This is a genomic window from Enterobacter cloacae complex sp. IR5450 (assembly GCF_049238665.1).
Taxonomy (GTDB): Bacteria; Pseudomonadota; Gammaproteobacteria; order Enterobacterales; family Enterobacteriaceae; genus Enterobacter; species Enterobacter hormaechei_C.
Genome location: NZ_JBMKIC010000001.1, coordinates 155,772 through 173,650, shown reverse-complemented (window position 1 = coordinate 173,650; position 17,879 = coordinate 155,772). Strand labels below are relative to the sequence as shown.

Genomic DNA, 17,879 nt, shown 5'->3' with positions numbered 1-17,879 from the left:
CTTGCGATTTACTTTGAAGCGGTCGTTAGCCTCTTTCAGTTGGGGGGGGAACTGTCTACACTCATTGCTACAAGAAAAGCAGAAGACAGGCATATTCATGGTTCTGATAATTTATGCGCACCCCTATCCGCAGCATTCGCATGCGAATAAGCGGATGCTTGAGCAGGCAAGGACGCTCGAAAACGTAGAGATACGTTCCCTCTATCAACTCTATCCTGATTTTAATATCGATGTCGCCGCCGAACAGGAGGCGCTCTCTCGTGCCGATTTGATCGTCTGGCAGCATCCGATGCAGTGGTACAGCACCCCTCCGCTGCTGAAATTGTGGATCGACAAAGTTTTCTCCCACGGTTGGGCATACGGACACAACGGCAACGCGCTTCATGGCAAAAGCCTGATGTGGGCTGTTACCACCGGCGGGGGGGAAAGCCATTTTGAGATTGGCGCCTTCCCCGGATTTGACGTGCTGGCGCAGCCGCTCCAGGCTACTGCCCTTTACTGCGGTCTGAACTGGCTTCCGCCTTTTGCGATGCACTGTACCTTTGTCTGCGACGATGAAACCTTGCAGGCGCAGGCTCGTCACTACAAACAACGCTTACTTGAGTGGCAGGAGACGCACAATGGATAGCCATACGCTGATACAGGCGCTGATTTATCTTGGCGCGGCGGCATTAATTGTGCCCGTGGCGGTTCGTCTGGGGCTGGGCTCGGTGCTCGGCTATTTGATTGCCGGGTGTGTAATTGGCCCCTGGGGTTTTCGGCTGGTGACGGATGCCGAGTCGATCCTGCATTTTGCGGAGATCGGCGTGGTGCTTATGCTGTTCGTGATTGGCCTGGAGTTGGATCCGCAGCGGCTGTGGAAACTGCGCGCCTCGGTGTTTGGCGGAGGTGCTCTGCAAATGCTGGCCTGCGGTCTGCTGTTGGGCGGGTTCTGCATTCTGCTCGGGATGGAGTGGAAAGTCGCGGAGTTGATCGGCATGACGCTGGCGCTCTCCTCGACGGCTATTGCCATGCAGGCTATGAACGAGCGTAACCTGACGGTGTCGCAAATGGGGCGCAGTACCTTCTCCGTACTGTTGTTCCAGGATATTGCCGCCATCCCGCTGGTGGCGATGATCCCGCTGCTGGCAACCAGCGGCGCATCAACGACGCTGGGGGCATTTGCCTTATCAGCGCTGAAGGTTGTTGGTGCGCTGGCGCTGGTTGTTCTGCTTGGTCGCTACGTAACGCGTCCGCTGCTGCGCTTTGTTGCTCGCTCTGGCCTGCGCGAAGTATTCAGCGCCGTTGCGTTATTCCTGGTGTTTGGTTTTGGATTGCTGCTTGAAGAGGCCGGGCTGTCGATGGCAATGGGCGCCTTCCTCGCGGGGGTCTTACTGGCTAGCTCCGAATACCGTCACGCGCTGGAAAGCGATATCGAGCCGTTTAAAGGATTGCTGCTGGGGCTGTTTTTCATCGGCGTCGGGATGTCTATCGACTTCGGGACGCTGGTGACCCATCCGCTGCGCATCATCATTCTGCTGGTAGGTTTCCTGGTCATTAAAATGGCGATGCTGTGGCTGATCGCCCGCCCGTTAAACGTGCCAAAACCGCAGCGCCGCTGGTTTGCCGTGCTGCTGGGGCAGGGGAGTGAGTTTGCTTTCGTGGTCTTTGGCGCAGCGCAGATGGCAAATGTACTCGATCCGGAATGGGCAAAAGCGCTGACGCTGGCGGTTGCGCTGTCGATGGCCGCAACGCCGATCCTGCTGGTGTTGCTGACGCGTCTGGAAAAAACGGGAAGCGAACAGGAACGAGAAGCCGATGAGATCGACGAGGAGCAGCCGCGGGTGATCATCGCCGGATTTGGCCGCTTCGGGCAGATTACCGGCCGTTTACTGCTCTCCAGCGGAGTCAAAATGGTTATCCTCGATCACGATCCTGACCATGTGGATACGCTGCGTAAATTCGATATGAAAGTGTTTTACGGTGATGCGACCCGGGTTGATCTGCTGGAATCCGCCGGCGCGGCGAAGGCCGAGGTGCTGATTAACGCCATCGACGATCCAGAGACCAGTATGCAGATGGTTGAGCTGGTCAAAGAGCATTTTCCGCATCTGACCATTATCTCTCGTGCGCGCGATGTGGATCATTACATCCAGCTCCGTCAGGCGGGTGTGGCAGCCCCTGAACGTGAAACCTTCGAAGGGGCACTCAAATCTGGTCGCATGGCGCTGGAAAGCCTGGGACTTGGCGCGTATGAAGCGCGTGAGCGTGCCGATTTATTCCGCCGTTTTAACCATGAGATGGTGGAAGAGATGGTGGCGATGGCGAGCAGTACGGCAACCGAACGCGCTGCGGTGTTTAAACGCACCAGCACCATGCTGACGGAGATCATCAACGAGGATCGTAATCACCTGTCGCTGGTTCAGCGCCACGGCTGGCAAGGAACGGAAGAGGGCAAGCATACCGGTGATCCTGAGGATGAACCGGAGAGTAAACCCTCTGCGTGAAGTGGAGTTGCCAGCAATATTAAAAAATTTCTAATTCTTTACCCTGCCGCCAGTCGACGAAAGATTAAGCTTTCCGTATAGTGGCGGCAATTTTTTGCATCCGGGAAATTTTCAATGATCAGTCTGATTGCAGCGCTGGCGGTAGACCGCGTTATCGGCATGGAAAACGCCATGCCGTGGAACCTGCCTGCCGATCTCGCATGGTTTAAACGTACTACGTTAAACAAGCCGGTAGTGATGGGCCGCCTGACCTGGGAGTCGATTGGTCGTCCATTGCCGGGTCGTAAGAATATTGTGATCAGTAGCCAGCCGGGCACTGACGATCGCGTGCAGTGGGTGAAATCCGTTGATGAAGCGATTGCCGCCTGCGGCGATGCCGAAGAGATCATGGTGATCGGCGGCGGGCGTGTGTATGAGCAGTTCCTGCCAAAAGCGCAGAAACTGTATCTGACGCACATTGATGCGGAAGTGGAAGGGGATACCCATTTCCCGGATTACGATCCGGACGAGTGGGAGTCTGTATTCAGTGAGTTTCACGATGCGGATGCGCAAAACTCGCACAGCTACTGCTTCGAAATTCTGGAACGTCGTTAACGGTTTTATCCTCTCCTCGAAGGGAGAGGATAAACATCTTCAGGAGGCGACCGCCTCACCTTCGCCTAAGTCCAGCTGTCGGTTGGATGGCTGCACAAAGTAGGTCTTATCTTCCCAGCGTAAGCAGGTTAAATCCCCGCCCCAGCAGCATCCGGTATCCAGCGCGTAGATATTTTCCGGGGTGCCTTTTCCTTCCAGCGATGCCCAGTGCCCAAATACCACGCTATATTCGTTTGTCACGGGGCCCGGAATGGCAAACCACGGCTTAAGCGGCGCAGGCGCATTTTCCGGCGTATCTTTGCAATACATATCCAGCTGTCCGTTCGGGAAGCAGTAGCGCATGCGCGTAAAGGCATTGGTGATAAAACGCAGTCGCGCCAGGCCGCTGAGATCATCACTCCAGTTATTTGGCATGTCGCCGTACATCGCATCGAGGAAGAACGGGTAGGAGTCGCTCGCCAGCACCGCTTCGGCGTCGCGCGCGCAGGTTTTTGCCGTCTCAAGATCCCACTGAGGCGTGATGCCGGCATGCGCCATCACCAGTTTTTTCTCTTCGTCAATCTGTAGCAGTGGCTGGCGACGCAGCCAGTTGAGCAACTCATCGGCATCCGGCGCTTCCAGCAGGGGGGTAATGCGATCTTTCGGCTTATTACGGCTGATCCCGGCGTATACGGCCAGCAGATGCAGATCGTGGTTGCCCAGCACCATGCGCACGCTGTCGCCCAGCGATTTGACATAGCGGAGGACGTCCAGGGAACCGGGACCGCGCGCCACTAAGTCGCCTGTCAGCCAGAGCGTATCCTGCCCGGGGGTGAAGTCGACCTGTTTTAATAATGCGATCAGTTCATCGTAGCAACCGTGAACGTCGCCAATCAGATATGTAGACATTAGATTAATGAATAAGTGTAGGTACGGCGAGACGGAATACGGGAATAGCAATGCGGAAAGCATTACCGTCGGCATCGACCATTTCGTAATGGCCCTGCATGGTACCCAGCGGCGTTTCAATTACCGCGCCGCTGGTGTACTGATACTCTTCGCCAGGGGCGATATGGGGTTGTTCACCGACCACACCTTCGCCCTGGACTTCAATTTCACGGCCATTGCCGTTGGTGATAAGCCAGTAGCGCCCGAGCAGTTGCACAGGCATCCGCCCCAGATTGCGAATGGTTACGGTATAAGCAAAGACAAAACGTTCTTCATCCGGTGTGGATTGGGACTCAATGTAGACGCTTTGAACCTGAACACAGACGCGGGGCGAATCAATCATGGCTTAGCTCTCCTTCGGCGGCGCATTGTCGCTGATGTAATTAGCCAGCTTGCAGTACTGCTCTACGGAAATATTTTCCGCACGCATTGCCGGGTCGATGCCCAACTCAGCTAATACGTCAACGGTAAACAGATTGCCAAGGCTGTTACGAATCGTTTTACGGCGCTGGTTAAAGGCTTCTGTCGTGATACGGCTCAGCACGCGCAGGTCTTTGACCGGATACGGCATCGTTTTATGTGGCACCAGGCGCACAACCGCAGAATCCACTTTTGGCGGTGGCGTGAACGCGGAAGGCGGCACTTCTAATACCGGGATCACGTTGCAGTAATATTGCGCCATCACGCTTAAACGACCATACGCTTTACTGTTCGGCCCTGCAACCAGACGGTTAACGACCTCTTTTTGCAACATGAAGTGCATGTCGGCAATGGCATCAGTATAGCTAAACAGATGGAACATCAGCGGGGTGGAGATGTTGTACGGCAGGTTACCGAACACGCGCAGCGGCTGTCCCATTTTTTCTGACAGTTCGCCAAAGTTCATGGTCATCGCATCCTGCTGATAAATCGTCAGCTTCGGCCCGAGGAACGGGTGCGTTTGCAGACGCGCGGCCAGATCGCGGTCGAGTTCGATAACGGTCAGTTCGTCGAGGCGTTCGCCTACCGGCTCGGTCAGCGCGGCAAGACCCGGGCCGATTTCGACCATGGCCTGACCTTTCTGCGGATTAATGGCAGAAACGATACTGTCGATCACAAATTGATCGTTGAGGAAGTTTTGCCCGAAGCGTTTACGGGCTAAGTGGCCCTGATGGACTCGATTAGTCATTGAGTATTAACAATCATTTTGATGGCGAGATTAAGCGCCGTAATAAAACTGCCGACATCCGCTTTTCCCTGGCCTGCCAGATCCAGCGCAGTACCGTGGTCAACGGACGTTCGAATAAAGGGTAAACCGAGGGTGATATTCACCCCGCGGCCAAAGCCCTGGTATTTTAGCACGGGCAGACCCTGATCGTGGTACATCGCGAGTACGGCATCGGCTTTATCCAGGTATTTGGGCTGGAAAAGGGTGTCGGCAGGCAGAGGCCCGCTGAGGTTCATCCCCTTCGCCCGCATCTCCTCAAGCGCCGGAATGATGGTGTCGATCTCTTCGGTGCCCATATGTCCGCCTTCACCCGCGTGCGGATTCAGGCCGCAAACCAGCACATGCGGCTGCGGAATGCCGAATTTGGTTTGCAGATCGTGATGCAAAATGCCAATGATCTCACGCAGGAGTTCAGGCGTAATGGCATCCGGAATGGCTTTGATCGGCAGGTGCGTTGTTACCAGCGCAACGCGCATTGCTTCGGTTGCCAGCATCATCACCACTTTCGGGCTGTTCGAACGCTCTTCGAAAAATTCGGTATGCCCGGTAAACGGAATGCCCGCGTCATTGATCACGCCTTTATGCACCGGACCGGTGATCAGGGCGGCAAATTCGCCCTGAAGGCAACCGTCACAGGCGCGCGCCAGCGTCTCGACAACGTAGTGGCCGTTTTCGGTGTGTAACTCGCCGGGGACAACAGGCGCACGGAGCGGAACAGAAAGCAGGGTGAGAGTACCAGACTGCTGCGGTGCGGGCTGTTGGCCTTCAACGTAAGGGAGGAGCGTTAAAGGCAGACCGAGCAAAGCTGCCCGGTCTTGTAACAGTGTTGCATCTGCACAGACAACCAACTCTACCGGCCAGCTGCGCTGGGCGAGCTGAACCACCAGGTCAGGCCCAATCCCGGCGGGTTCGCCGGGGGTGATCACAACACGATGCGGTTTCATCAGTTGCTCAACACTTTCACGTAAGCGCTGGCGCGTTGTTCCTGCATCCAGGTTGCGGCTTCTTCAGAGAACTTACGGTTAAACAGCATGCGATACGCGCGGTCTTTCTGCGCCGCGTCGGTTTTATCCACGTTGCGCGTGTCCATCAGCTGGATCAGATGCCAGCCGAAGGAGGAGTGTACCGGCGCGCTCATCTGGCCTTTATTCAGCTTCATTAACGCATCGCGGAAAGCCGGATCGTAAATATCAGCGGCCGCCCAACCCAGGTCACCGCCCTGGTTTGCAGAGCCAGGATCCTGAGAGAACTCTTTTGCTGCTTTATCGAAGGTGGTTTTACCGCTCTTGATGTCTGCGGCGATCTGTTCCAGCTTCGCACGGGCCTGATCGTCAGTCATGATCGGAGACGGCTTAAGCAGGATATGACGCGCGTGAACTTCAGTAACCGAAATGTTCTGGCTCTGGCCGCGCAGGTCGTTCACTTTCAGAATGTGGAAGCCCACACCGGAACGGATTGGACCGACGATATCGCCTTTCTTCGCGGTGCTCAGCGCCTGGGCAAACAGGGATGGCAGCTCCTGAATACGCCCCCAGCCCATCTGGCCGCCTTTCAGCGCCTGCTGGTCAGCGGAATAGGTGATCGCCAGCTTGCCGAAGTCATCGCCATTACGCGCCTGCTCAACGATAGCGCGCGCCTGGCTTTCCGCCTCTGCCGCCTGATCGGAGGTTGGGTTTTCCGGCAGTGGGATCAGGATGTGGCTCAGGTTAAGCTCTGTGCTGGCATCATTCTGATTCCCCACCTGTTTTGCCAGGGCATCCACTTCCTGCGGCAGGATGGTGACGCGGCGACGGACTTCATTATTACGCACTTCTGAAATCAGCATCTCTTTACGGATCTGATTGCGGTAGGTGGCGTAGCTGATGCCGTCATAGGCGAGGCGGCTACGCATCTGGTCCGGGGTAATGTTGTTCTGCTTTGCAATGTTGGCGATCGCCTGATCGAGCTGCTCGTCAGAGATCTTCACACCCATTTTCTGGCCCATTTGCAGGACAATCTGATCCATGATCAGACGTTCCAGGATCTGGTGGCGCAGCGTAGCGTCATCCGGAAGTTGTTGACCTGCCTGGCCCGAGTTGAGCTTTACAGATTTCATCAAACCGTCAACGTCACTTTCAAGCACGACGCCGTTGTTAACCACAGCCGCGACTTTATCGACAACCTGTGGGGCCGCGAAGCTGGTATTCGCAACCATAGCGACACCGAGTAGCAGCGTTTTCCAGTTCTTCATACTTTTTCCATTTCAATTAACCGCAAAGCGGATTACGTTGTAAATCAAGCATATTACAATGAACTACGATACGGCAGAATGTTCGAGCGCAGCATCTGCTGCGTGCCCAGACCGTAGTTAGAACTCAGGCCGCGCAACTCGATATTAAAGCCAATCACGTTATCGTATTTGCCCTGACTGTTTTGCGTATCCCAACCGTTAAGTTTGCGTTCGTAACCGACACGTATTGCGTAACAGCAGGAGTTATATTGCAGACCCAGCATCTGGTCAGCAGGTTTTTGGGCATTCGTGTCATAGTAGTAGGCCCCGACGACTGACCAACGATCGGCAATCGGCCAGCTCGCGGCGGTACCCACCTGTGAAATACCGTCTTTGTATTGGTCTGTATTCGCATAATTTGGCAGTGTCGCCTGGATATACTCCGGGCTGGCGTAACGGTACGTTAACTGCAACATGCGGTCTTCATCACGACGATATTCGATGGCAGCGCTGCCCGTCGCGATATTGTCCAGTCGTGTATCGTATTGAACACCACCGCGCAGACCCCAACGATCCGTCATGCGCCAGTAGGTGTCGCCTGCCCATACCAGTGAGCCCGTTTTGTTGTCTTTCTCCCAGTTAATGTCGTCATCACCGGTGCGAGACTCGGTGAAATAGTAGATTTGACCAACAGAAACGTTAAAACGTTCAACGGCAGCATCATCATATACGCGCGTTGTGACGCCGGTCGTTAACTGGTTAGCAGACGCAATACGGTCAAGGCCGCCGTAGGTACGGTCACGGAACAGGCCGCTGTAGTCTGATTGCAGGAAGGACGAGTCATAGTTTTGAATTTTGCTCTGATCGCGATAAGGCACATAAAGATACTGCATACGTGGCTCAAGCGTCTGGGTGTATCCATCCGCGAGAAGAGCCATATCACGTTCGAAAATCAGCTTCCCGTCCATTTTGAATTGCGGAAGCGTACGGTTTACCGATTCTTCAAGATCGGTGCCATAACGTTTGTTATACCAGTCCAGATTCTTCTGTTGGTAGTGGGTGGCCATCACTTTGGCTTCGGTATTCAGACTCGCCCAGTCGTTTGACCACGGCAGGTTGATCGTCGGCTCGATATGCAGACGCGTTGATTCCGGCATATCCGAGTTGGTGTTGACGAAATGGACCGCCTGAGCGTAAACGCGCGTGTCGAAAGGACCCACATCGTTCTGATACCAGTTCACGTCCAGCTGCGGCTCGGCACCATAGGTACTACGCGATTGCGTATCAAACACCTGGAACTGTTTGGTCGACACCGTCGCGTCAAAGTTCTCAATGGCGTAGCCCACGCTGAATTTCTGCGTGGCGTAACCGTCGGTACTGGAGCCGTATTTAGAATCAAAGTCGTTGAAGTAATACGGATCGCTGACTTTGGTGTAGTCGATGTTGAAGCGCCACACCTGATCCAATACCCCGGCGTGCTTCCAGTAGTACATCCAGCGGTGCTTATCACCTTCGCTCGGATGCTCGTCCTGGAAGACCTTATCTGATGGCAGATAATCAAATTCCATCAGACCCGCGCCCGCCTTGGTCAGATAGCGGAATTCGTTCTCCCACATGATGTTGCCGCGCTTATGGATATAGTGCGGCGTGATCGTGGCGTCCATGTTGGGCGCAATGTTCCAGTAGTACGGCAGGTAGAACTCAAAGTAGTTCGATGTGCTGTACTTGGCGTTCGGGATCAGGAAACCTGAACGACGTTTGTCACCCACGGGCAGTTGCAGGTAAGGACTATAGAAAATGGGCACCGGGCCGAGTTTAAAACGAGCGTTCCAGATCTCTGCAACCTGTTCTTCACGGTCGTGGATCACTTCACTGCCCACAACGCTCCAGGTATTTGACCCTGGCAAACAGGAGGTAAACGTGCCGTTTTCGAGAATGGTGTAGCGGTTTTCGCCGCGCTGCTTCATCAGGTCCGCGGTACCGCGCCCCTGACGACCGACCATCTGGTAATCACCTTCCCAGACGTTGGTGTCTTTGGTATTCAGATTCGACCAGGCTTTCGGACCTTTCAGGATGACCTGATTGTCGTCATAGTGCACATTACCCAGCGCATCCACCGTACGGACAGGCGCCTGAGCACCTTCCGGTTGCTTCTGGTGCAATTGCACTTCGTCAGCAAGCAGGCGACTGTTGCCCTGGTTAATATCGACATTGCCCGTAAAGGTTGCATTGTCAGGATAATTACCTTTTGCGCTGTCGGCATTAATGGTGACGGGTAAGTCATTCGTATCGCCTTTCACCAGTGGGCGATTGTAACTTGGGACGCCAAGCATACACTGCGAGGCGAGATCGGCTGCGAGCCCCTGTTGGCTATACAGGGCGGTGCCAATCATTGTGGCCAGAAGGGTGGGGATACGTTTTTTCATACGTTGTATTTTATTGTTCCGTCATCAGTGGCTACGGCTTACAAACGCTCAGAGACTATCTTACTCATCAGCGCAGTACCAGCGTTAATCCTGCCCGTTTGCGCGCCAGAGTGTTAGGCTCGCTATCGAATGACGAGTATGATAATGCAAATTATAGGCGATGTCCCTCAATTGACCGTGGCGCGACCACTGTAATGATGGCGTTGCGTCGGCCAGGAACATGACCATTCGGGGAGTATATGCAGTATTGGGGTAAAATAATCGGCGTTGCGTTCGCAATTATTATGGGTGCCGGATTCTGGGGTGTCGTTCTTGGCCTCATTATCGGCCATATGTTTGATAAAGCACGCAGCCGCAAAATGGCCTGGTTTGCCAACCAGCGCGAGCGCCAGTCACTCTTTTTCTCCACCACCTTCGAGGTGATGGGGCACTTAACCAAATCAAAAGGGCGCGTAACGGAAGCCGATATTCAGGTGGCCAGCGTCTTTATGGATCGCATGAATCTGCACGGCGAATCCCGCATCGCGGCGCAGAATGCGTTCCGGATTGGTAAATCAGATAACTACCCGCTGCGTGAAAAAATGCGGCAGTTCCGTAGCATCTGTTTCGGGCGTTTTGATTTAATTCGGATGTTTCTGGAAATTCAAATCCAGGCCGCCTTCGCGGATGGTTCTCTGCATCCGAATGAACGGGACGTTTTATATGTGATTGCCGAAGAGCTGGGCATTTCCCGCATGCAGTTCGACCAGTTCCTGCGTATGATGCAGGGCGGCGCGCAGTTTGGCGGTGGTTATCAGCAACAGCACTCCTCCGGCGGCTGGCAGCAGGCGCAGCGTGGCCCCACGCTTGAAGATGCCTGCAACGTCCTCGGCGTGAAGCCGTCTGACGATGTCACGACCATCAAACGCGCCTATCGTAAGCTGATGAGCGAGCACCATCCGGATAAGCTGGTGGCGAAAGGCCTGCCGCCAGAGATGATGGAGATGGCGAAGCAAAAAGCGCAGGAAATTCAGAAAGCCTACGAGCTGATTAAAGAGCAGAAAGGTTTTAAATAAAAAATGGCCCGACAGTGTCGGGCCATTTTTTCAGAAGTCCACCGGGGCTTTGAACGTCATGGCGTTGCCGAAAGCAGGGTGGGTAATGGTGAGCGTCTGCGCATGCAGTTGCAGGCGCGGCGCTAAGGCCAGCGCTTCCGGCGGCGCATAGAATCTGTCCCCCAGAATCGGGTGCCCCATCGCAAGCATATGCACACGCAGCTGGTGGGAGCGCCCGGTAATCGGCTTTAGCAGGACGCGCGCGGTGTTATCCGGCGCGTACTCCAGCACTTCATACTCGGTTTGCGCGGCCTTGCCGGTTTCATAACACACCTTCTGCTTTGGCCGGTTCGGCCAGTCGCAAATCAGCGGTAAATCCACCAGCCCTTCCGCCTGCGCCGGATGACCCCAGACGCGCGCGACATACTGCTTCTTCGGCTCGCGCTCGCGGAACTGACGCTTCAGCTCGCGTTCTGCCGCTTTATTCAGAGCCACCACAATCACGCCGCTGGTCGCCATATCCAGACGATGGACAGACTCGGCCTGGGGATAATCACGCTGGATACGCGTCATCACGCTGTCTTTATGCTCTTCCAGACGCCCCGGCACGGATAACAAGCCGCTCGGCTTGTTAACCACCATAATGTGCTCATCCTGATACAGAATGACCAGCCACGGATCCATCGGGGGATTGTAGGGCTCCATTACCATCTTGCGCTCCGCTTACTGATGCGTCACAACGATAAGACGCAGGGCGTCGAGACGCCACCCCGCCTGATTCAGGCTTTCCAGCACCTGCTGGCGATTGCTCTCAATAGCGGCCAGCTCATCGTCACGAATGTTCGGGTTCACCGCTTTCAACGCTTCCAGGCGCGACAGCTCGGCAGAAAGCTTCTCATCGGCTTCGCTACGCGCCGCATCGATCAGTTCTCTGGCCGCTTTTTCGGCCTGGGCTTCACCCAGTTGCAGAATGGCATGCACGTCCTGCTGCACCGCATTCACCAGCTTGCTGCCGGTATGGCGGTTCACCGCGCTCAGCTGACGGTTGAAGCTTTCAAACTCCACCTGACCGGCCAGGTTCGTACCGTTTTTATCCAGCAGCAGACGCACCGGGGTTGGCGGCAGGAAGCGGTTAAGCTGAAGCTGTTTCGGCGCCTGCGCTTCCACAACGTAGATCAGCTCCACCAACAGCGTGCCCACAGGTAAGGCTTTGTTCTTCAACAGGGAGATGGTGCTGCTGCCGGTATCGCCTGAGAGGATCAGATCCAGGCCATTGCGGATCAGCGGGTGCTCCCAGGTGATGAACTGTGCGTCTTCGCGGGACAGCGCCACATCACGCTCAAAGGTGATGGTGCAGCCGTCTTCCGGCAGGCCCGGGAAATCCGGCACCAGCATATGATCGGACGGGGTCAGCACGATCATGTTCTCGCCGCGATCGTCCTGGTTAATGCCGACGATGTCGAACAGGTTCATGGAGAAGCTAATCAGGCTGGTGTCATCGTCCTGTTCTTCAATACTTTCGGCCAGCTGCTGCGCTTTTTCACCGCCGTTGGAGTGGATCTCCAGCAGGCGATCGCGCCCCTGCTCCAGTTGGGCTTTCAGCGCGTCGTGCTTCTCTCGACAGGATTTGATCAGCTCATCAAAGCCCTCGGTGTTTTCCGGCGCCGCAAGGTAACCGATCAGGTCTGCATGCACCTGATCGTAAATGGTGCGGCCGGTCGGGCAGGTATGTTCAAACGCATCCAGGCCTTCGTGGTACCAGCGAACCAGAACGGACTGGGCGGTTTTCTCCAGATACGGAACGTGGATCTGGATATCGTGCGCCTGACCGATACGATCCAGACGGCCGATACGCTGCTCAAGCAGATCTGGGTTAAACGGCAGATCGAACATCACCAGATTGCTGGCGAACTGGAAGTTACGGCCTTCAGAACCGATTTCGGAGCACAGCAGAACCTGCGCGCCGCTGTCCTCTTCACTAAACCACGCCGCAGCGCGGTCGCGCTCGATAATAGACATGCCTTCATGGAACACGGCGGCGCGAATACCTTCGCGCTCGCGCAGCACTTGTTCAAGTTGCAGGGCGGTGGCTGCCTTGGCGCAGATCACCAGCACCTTCCGGGAACGGTGCGCGGTCAGATAACCCATCAACCACTCCACGCGCGGATCGAAGTTCCACCAGGTGCCAGTGTCGCCTTCAAATTCCTGATAAATCTGCTCCGGATAGAGCATGTCGCGCGAGCGATCTTCCGCAGATTTACGGGTGCCCATAATGCCGGAGACTTTGATCGCCGTCTGGTACTGGGTCGGCAGCGGCAATTTGATGGTGTGCAGTTCGCGTTTCGGGAAGCCTTTTACACCGTTACGGGTGTTACGGAACAGCACGCGGCTGGTGCCGTGGCGGTCCATCAGCATGTCGATCAGCTCTTTACGCGCAGATCCCGCATTATCGCTGTCGCTGTTCGCGGCCTGAAGCAGCGGCTCAATATCCTGCTCGCCGATAAGATCGCTGAGGGTGTTAAGTTCATCATTAGAGAGACGATTACCGGCCAGCAGCAGCGCGACGGCGTCCGCCACCGGACGGTAGTTTTTCTGCTCTTCAACAAACTGCTCAAAATCGTGGAAACGGTTCGGATCGAGCAGGCGCAGACGGGCGAAGTGGCTCTCAAGACCCAGCTGCTCCGGGGTGGCGGTCAGAAGCAGAACACCCGGTACGCGCTCGGCAAGCTGCTCAATCGCCATGTATTCGCGGCTTGGCGCATCCTCGCTCCAGACGAGGTGGTGTGCTTCGTCGACGACCATCAGATCCCATTCAGCGTCGCACAGATGCTCCAGGCGTTGCTTGCTGCGGCGCACGAAGTCCAGGGAGCAGATCACCAGCTGTTCGGTTTCAAACGGGTTGTCCGCATCGTGCTGGGCTTCGGCGTAGCGTTCGTCATCGAACAGAGAGAAGCGCAGGTTAAAGCGGCGCAGCATCTCGACCAGCCACTGGTGTTGCAGCGTTTCCGGCACCACAATCAGCACGCGCTCGGCAGCGCCAGAGAGCAGCTGCTGGTGCAGGATCATGCCTGCTTCGATGGTTTTACCCAGGCCCACTTCGTCAGCCAGCAGCACGCGAGGCGCATGGCGACGGCCCACGTCATGGGCGATATTCAGCTGATGGGGAATAAGGCTGGTACGCTGACCGCGCAGGCCGCTCCACGGCATGCGGTACTGCTCACTCTGGAACTTACGCGCGCGGTAGCGCAGGGAGAAGCGATCCATTCGGTCGATTTGCCCGGCAAACAGACGGTCCTGCGGCTTGCTGAACACCAGTTTGCTGTCGAGCAGCACTTCACGCAGGATGACATTCGTCTCGTCGGTATCAAGACGCGTTCCGATGTAGGCGAGCAGTCCATTCTCTTCTTTTACGTCTTCAACCTTCAGTTGCCAGCCGTCATGGCTGGTCACGGTATCACCCGGATTGAACATTACGCGGGTAACAGGGGAGTCATTGCGAGCGTACAGGCGGTTTTCACCGGTAGCAGGGAAAAGGAGGGTAACCATGCGCGCATCGACGGCAACGACGGTTCCTAATCCAAGTTCGCTTTCTGTATCGCTGATCCAGCGTTGACCAAGTGTAAAAGGCATAGTTGTTCGGCTCTAATCTTTAATTGCAGGCAATAGTTCGACCCCGTCAAAAAAGACGGTCATCGAAAAATGGGTCCGGGAATGGAAAGGGCGCTATGGTACTGGATGGCAACGGTTTCGTCACGCGTCAAAATAGCCCAAGTTGTCCTGTCACTAGTGTAGCAAAGTCGTCATTGATGAACGGTAAAATTCCCTCCGCAACCGGCTGAAGCTGGCGGGTCAGGTAGTGATCGTAATCAAGCGGAGACTGCTGGTAATCAACGGGTTCCGGGCCGTTAGTGGTCCAGACGTATTTGATCGTTCCCCGGTTCTGATACTGCGGCGCACGGCCCCGGCGAACGTTCTCTTCATCCGCCAGCCGCGCGGCGCGTACGTGGGGAGGAACGTTACGTTGATATTCGGCCAGGGGGCGGCGCAGGCGCTTGCGATACACCAGCTGGTCATCCAGTTCACCCGCCATCAGGCTGGCGATGGTGTCGCGCACATAATCCTGATAAGGCTCATTGCGGAACACCCGCAGGTAGAGTGTCTGCTGGAACTGCTGTGCCAGCGGCGTCCAGTCGGTGCGCACTGTCTCCAGCCCTTTAAACACCATCCGCTGCGTGTCACCTTCCTGAATCAGCCCGGCGTAGCGCTTCTTGCTGCCCTGGTCGGTTCCGCGAATGGTCGGCATTAAAAAGCGGGCAAAATGGGTTTCAAACTCCAGCTCTAACGCGCTGGTTAACCGCTCTTTTTGCAAACTTTCGCGCCACCAGTCGTTCACAAAGGCGACCAGATCTTTGCCGATTTGTGAGGCGTCGTCTTCCGAATGGGCGGCTTTCAGCCAGACAAAGGTGGAGTCTGTATCGCCATAAATCACATCATAGCCCCGGGATTCAATCAGCGCTTTGGTCTGGCGCATAATCTCGTGCCCGCGCATGGTGATGGACGACGCCAGACGGGGATCAAAGAAGCGGCAGGCACTGGTACCCAGCACGCCGTAAAAGGCGTTCATAATGATTTTCAGCGCCTGTGAGAGCGGCTTGTTGCCGTGGCGCTTGGCCTCATCGCGGCCGTGCCAGATGTTTCCCACAATTTCGGGCAGGCAGTGTTTTTCCCGCGAGAAGCGTGCTCCAAGAAAACCTTCGGTGCTGTGCGCATCGTCTGGCTGCGCCATCCCCTCCACCAGCCCCACCGGATCAATCAGAAACGTGCGGATAATGGACGGATACAGGCTTTTATAATCCAGCACCAGCACCGAGTCATACAGCCCGGGCCGTGAATCCATCACGTAACCGCCGGGGCTGGCCTGCGGCGGCACGTCGCCGAGGTTAGGGGCGACATAGCCCGCCCGGTGCATCCGCGGGAAATAGAGGTGGCTGAAGGCCGCTACCGAGCCGCCGTGCCTGTCGACCGCAAGGCCGTTCACCGTCGCCCGCTCCAGCAGGAAGGGCATGATCTCGGTTTTGTGGAAGATCTGCGTCACCAGCTCGCAATCTTTCAGGTTATAGGTGGCGAGCGCGGGTTTGTCTTCATTAAAGCGCCGGTCGATCTCGTCCATTCGGTCCCAGGGATTGTCGATGGATTTACCTTCGCCGAGCAGTTCCTGGGCGACCGCTTCCAGCGAGAAGGAAGAGAAGTTCCAGAAGGCGGATTTCAGCGCCTCGATGCCGTCGATAATCAGGCGACCGTTAGCCTGCGCGAAGAAAACACCGTTCTTAAAACCATGCTCACGCCACTCCAGCTCGCTGTTGCCGCGCCCCAGAATCAGCGGGATACGGTAACGCTCGGCATGTTTTTGCAGCACGCGCAGGTCAAACTGCACTACGTTCCAGCCGATCAGAACATCCGGATCGTGCTCGGCAAACCACTGGTTAAGCTTCTCCAGCAGTTGCGGGCGGCTGTTGACGTACTCCAGATTAAAATCCAGCGCGGACGCATCGCCGTTTGGCGGCCCGAGCATATAGACAACCCGCTGCCCACAGCCTTCCAGACCAACGCAGTACAGTTCGCCGTGGCGGGTGGTTTCGATATCCAGCGAGACCCACTTGAGCGGGGGGCGATAATTCGGGCTAGGCTTGAGGCGCGCGTTAACGATCCTGCCATTTTGCGCGGTGCCATCTACCCAGACGGGGGCGGTGATAAACCGCTCCATCAGAAAGCGTTCAGGCGGGCGAATGTCGGCCTCGTAAAGCGTCACGCCCGCTTCACGGAGCAGTTTTTCATAGCGCATTAACTGGCGATGGGCGCGGCAATAGAGGCCGTAAACCGGCTGGCGGTGGAAATCTTTCAGTTCAAGCGGGGTTATGCGCCAGCCGTTTTCGCCGCGCAGCATTTGTTTCACTTTCTCGACGTGAGCTTCAGGAATAAAGGCCACGGACTCCTGCGGCGGGAGCGTAACGTTTAGCGGGCCGTTGTCCGTTGCCAGCCAGAATTCAACCTCAGTACCCTGAGGGGTATCCCGCCAGTGTCTGGTCAGTAAAAAGCCTTCTTGCGCCTGCGTCACGGCGTTATCCCATAAAACAAAACCAGGCCTGATTATAGCCTGGTTGAGGGGTGTTTGCTGGGGTTTTATACAGTGCCTGTTCAGTCGGATGGCGCTGCGCTTATCCGGCCTAGAGGTTCCGAAGTCACGGTAAGCGCAGCGCCACCGGGCAAAGGTTTACTGCCCGTAGTAGGCTTTCGCACCGTGCTTACGCAGGTAATGCTTATCCAGCAGGGTTTGCTGCATATCCGGCAGCTGCGGTGCCAGCTGGCGGCAGAAGATCCCCATATAGGCGACTTCCTCCAGCACGATCGCGTTGTGCACCGCGTCCTCCGCGTTTTTACCCCAGGCAAACGGGCCGTGGGAGTGCACCAGCACGCCGGGCATTTGCGCCGCGTCGATTCCCTGTTTTTCGAAGGTTTCGACGATCACGTTCCCGGTTTCCCATTCGTACTCACCGTTGATCTCCGCATCGGTCATCAGACGCGTGCAGGGAATGGTGCCGTAAAAGTAGTCCGCGTGGGTGGTGCCGGTCGCCGGAATAGGCTGGCCCGCCTGCGCCCAGATGGTCGCGTGACGCGAATGGGTATGCACAATCCCACCGATGGTCGGGAAGGCCTGATACAGCAGGCGGTGAGTGGGCGTATCGGAGGAGGGCTTTTTATTGCCTTCAACCACTTCACCCGTTTCGATGCTGACCACCACCATGTCTTCTGCGGTCATTACCGTGTAATCCACGCCGGAAGGCTTGATCACGAACACCCCTTTTTCCCGGTCAACGGCGCTGACGTTGCCCCAGGTCAGGGTCACCAGGTTATGTTTTGGCAGCGCCAGGTTGGCTTCGAGTACCTGACGTTTGAGATCTTCTAACATTGTCGTCTCCTGCCGGATGGCGCTTCGCT

At 56.1% G+C, this 17,879-nt stretch carries 14 protein-coding genes; 4 read left to right on the top strand and 10 right to left on the bottom strand.

What is annotated here, in order from left to right; all coding sequences use genetic code 11:
• The first annotated feature begins 97 nt into the window (after positions 1–97).
• The 3 genes from kefF to folA all read left to right on the top strand — a co-directional run bounded on the left by kefF (position 98) and on the right by folA (position 3,080).
• A complete protein-coding gene (gene kefF / locus ACOTYB_RS00760) occupies positions 98–628 on the top strand; it encodes a glutathione-regulated potassium-efflux system oxidoreductase KefF (RefSeq protein ID WP_003856435.1) in 531 nt (176 codons plus the stop codon).
• Positions 621–2,486, top strand: coding sequence for a glutathione-regulated potassium-efflux system protein KefC (gene kefC / locus ACOTYB_RS00755; RefSeq protein ID WP_003856433.1), 1,866 nt, complete (start codon positions 621–623; stop codon positions 2,484–2,486). The genes kefF and kefC overlap by 8 nt, the downstream gene beginning before the upstream one ends.
• Positions 2,487–2,600: 114 nt before the next feature.
• Positions 2,601–3,080 (top strand): type 3 dihydrofolate reductase, encoded by a 480-nt coding sequence (folA, locus tag ACOTYB_RS00750; protein ID WP_003856431.1) that lies wholly within the window; start codon positions 2,601–2,603, stop codon positions 3,078–3,080.
• Between the two features lie 39 nt (positions 3,081–3,119).
• Here the strand turns inward: folA and apaH are convergent, their stop codons facing one another.
• The 6 genes from apaH to lptD are packed head-to-tail and all read right to left on the bottom strand — an operon-like array spanning position 3,120 to position 9,849.
• Positions 3,120–3,968: a bis(5'-nucleosyl)-tetraphosphatase (symmetrical) ApaH gene (gene apaH, locus ACOTYB_RS00745; RefSeq protein ID WP_015572649.1), complete on the bottom strand. Its 849-nt coding sequence runs from the start codon at positions 3,966–3,968 to the stop codon at positions 3,120–3,122.
• A gap of 4 nt (positions 3,969–3,972) precedes the next feature.
• Positions 3,973–4,350, bottom strand: coding sequence for a Co2+/Mg2+ efflux protein ApaG (gene apaG / locus ACOTYB_RS00740; protein ID WP_003856425.1), 378 nt, complete (start codon positions 4,348–4,350; stop codon positions 3,973–3,975).
• A gap of 3 nt (positions 4,351–4,353) precedes the next feature.
• Positions 4,354–5,175 carry a 16S rRNA (adenine(1518)-N(6)/adenine(1519)-N(6))-dimethyltransferase RsmA gene (rsmA, locus tag ACOTYB_RS00735; RefSeq protein ID WP_003856423.1) on the bottom strand — a complete coding sequence of 274 codons (822 nt, stop codon included), beginning with the start codon at positions 5,173–5,175 and terminating at the stop codon, positions 4,354–4,356.
• A complete protein-coding gene (gene pdxA / locus ACOTYB_RS00730) occupies positions 5,172–6,158 on the bottom strand; it encodes a 4-hydroxythreonine-4-phosphate dehydrogenase PdxA (protein WP_063868714.1) in 987 nt (328 codons plus the stop codon). The genes rsmA and pdxA overlap by 4 nt, the downstream gene beginning before the upstream one ends.
• Positions 6,158–7,444, bottom strand: coding sequence for a peptidylprolyl isomerase SurA (surA, locus tag ACOTYB_RS00725; RefSeq protein WP_003856417.1), 1,287 nt, complete (start codon positions 7,442–7,444; stop codon positions 6,158–6,160). The genes pdxA and surA overlap by 1 nt, the downstream gene beginning before the upstream one ends.
• A gap of 53 nt (positions 7,445–7,497) precedes the next feature.
• Positions 7,498–9,849 carry an LPS assembly protein LptD gene (lptD, locus tag ACOTYB_RS00720; RefSeq protein ID WP_006810140.1) on the bottom strand — a complete coding sequence of 784 codons (2,352 nt, stop codon included), beginning with the start codon at positions 9,847–9,849 and terminating at the stop codon, positions 7,498–7,500.
• 239 nt (positions 9,850–10,088) lie between these two features.
• Between lptD and djlA the strand changes: the two genes are divergently transcribed.
• Positions 10,089–10,904 carry a co-chaperone DjlA gene (gene djlA, locus ACOTYB_RS00715; RefSeq protein ID WP_023315375.1) on the top strand — a complete coding sequence of 272 codons (816 nt, stop codon included), beginning with the start codon at positions 10,089–10,091 and terminating at the stop codon, positions 10,902–10,904.
• 30 nt (positions 10,905–10,934) lie between these two features.
• Here the strand turns inward: djlA and rluA are convergent, their stop codons facing one another.
• From rluA to araD, 4 genes are all read right to left on the bottom strand, one after another.
• On the bottom strand, positions 10,935–11,594 hold the full coding sequence (gene rluA / locus ACOTYB_RS00710; RefSeq protein WP_003856412.1) for a bifunctional tRNA pseudouridine(32) synthase/23S rRNA pseudouridine(746) synthase RluA: 660 nt from the start codon (positions 11,592–11,594) through the stop codon (positions 10,935–10,937).
• A 12-nt stretch (positions 11,595–11,606) separates the two neighbouring features.
• The gene (gene rapA, locus ACOTYB_RS00705; RefSeq protein ID WP_421765732.1) at positions 11,607–14,513 is read right to left on the bottom strand and encodes an RNA polymerase-associated protein RapA; all 2,907 of its coding nucleotides are present in this window, start codon (positions 14,511–14,513) and stop codon (positions 11,607–11,609) included.
• A 127-nt stretch (positions 14,514–14,640) separates the two neighbouring features.
• Positions 14,641–16,998 carry a DNA polymerase II gene (gene polB, locus ACOTYB_RS00700; protein ID WP_045342597.1) on the bottom strand — a complete coding sequence of 786 codons (2,358 nt, stop codon included), beginning with the start codon at positions 16,996–16,998 and terminating at the stop codon, positions 14,641–14,643.
• Positions 16,999–17,154: 156 nt separating this feature from the next.
• The gene (gene araD / locus ACOTYB_RS00695; protein WP_015572655.1) at positions 17,155–17,850 is read right to left on the bottom strand and encodes an L-ribulose-5-phosphate 4-epimerase; all 696 of its coding nucleotides are present in this window, start codon (positions 17,848–17,850) and stop codon (positions 17,155–17,157) included.
• Between the last annotated feature and the right edge of the window lie 29 nt (positions 17,851–17,879).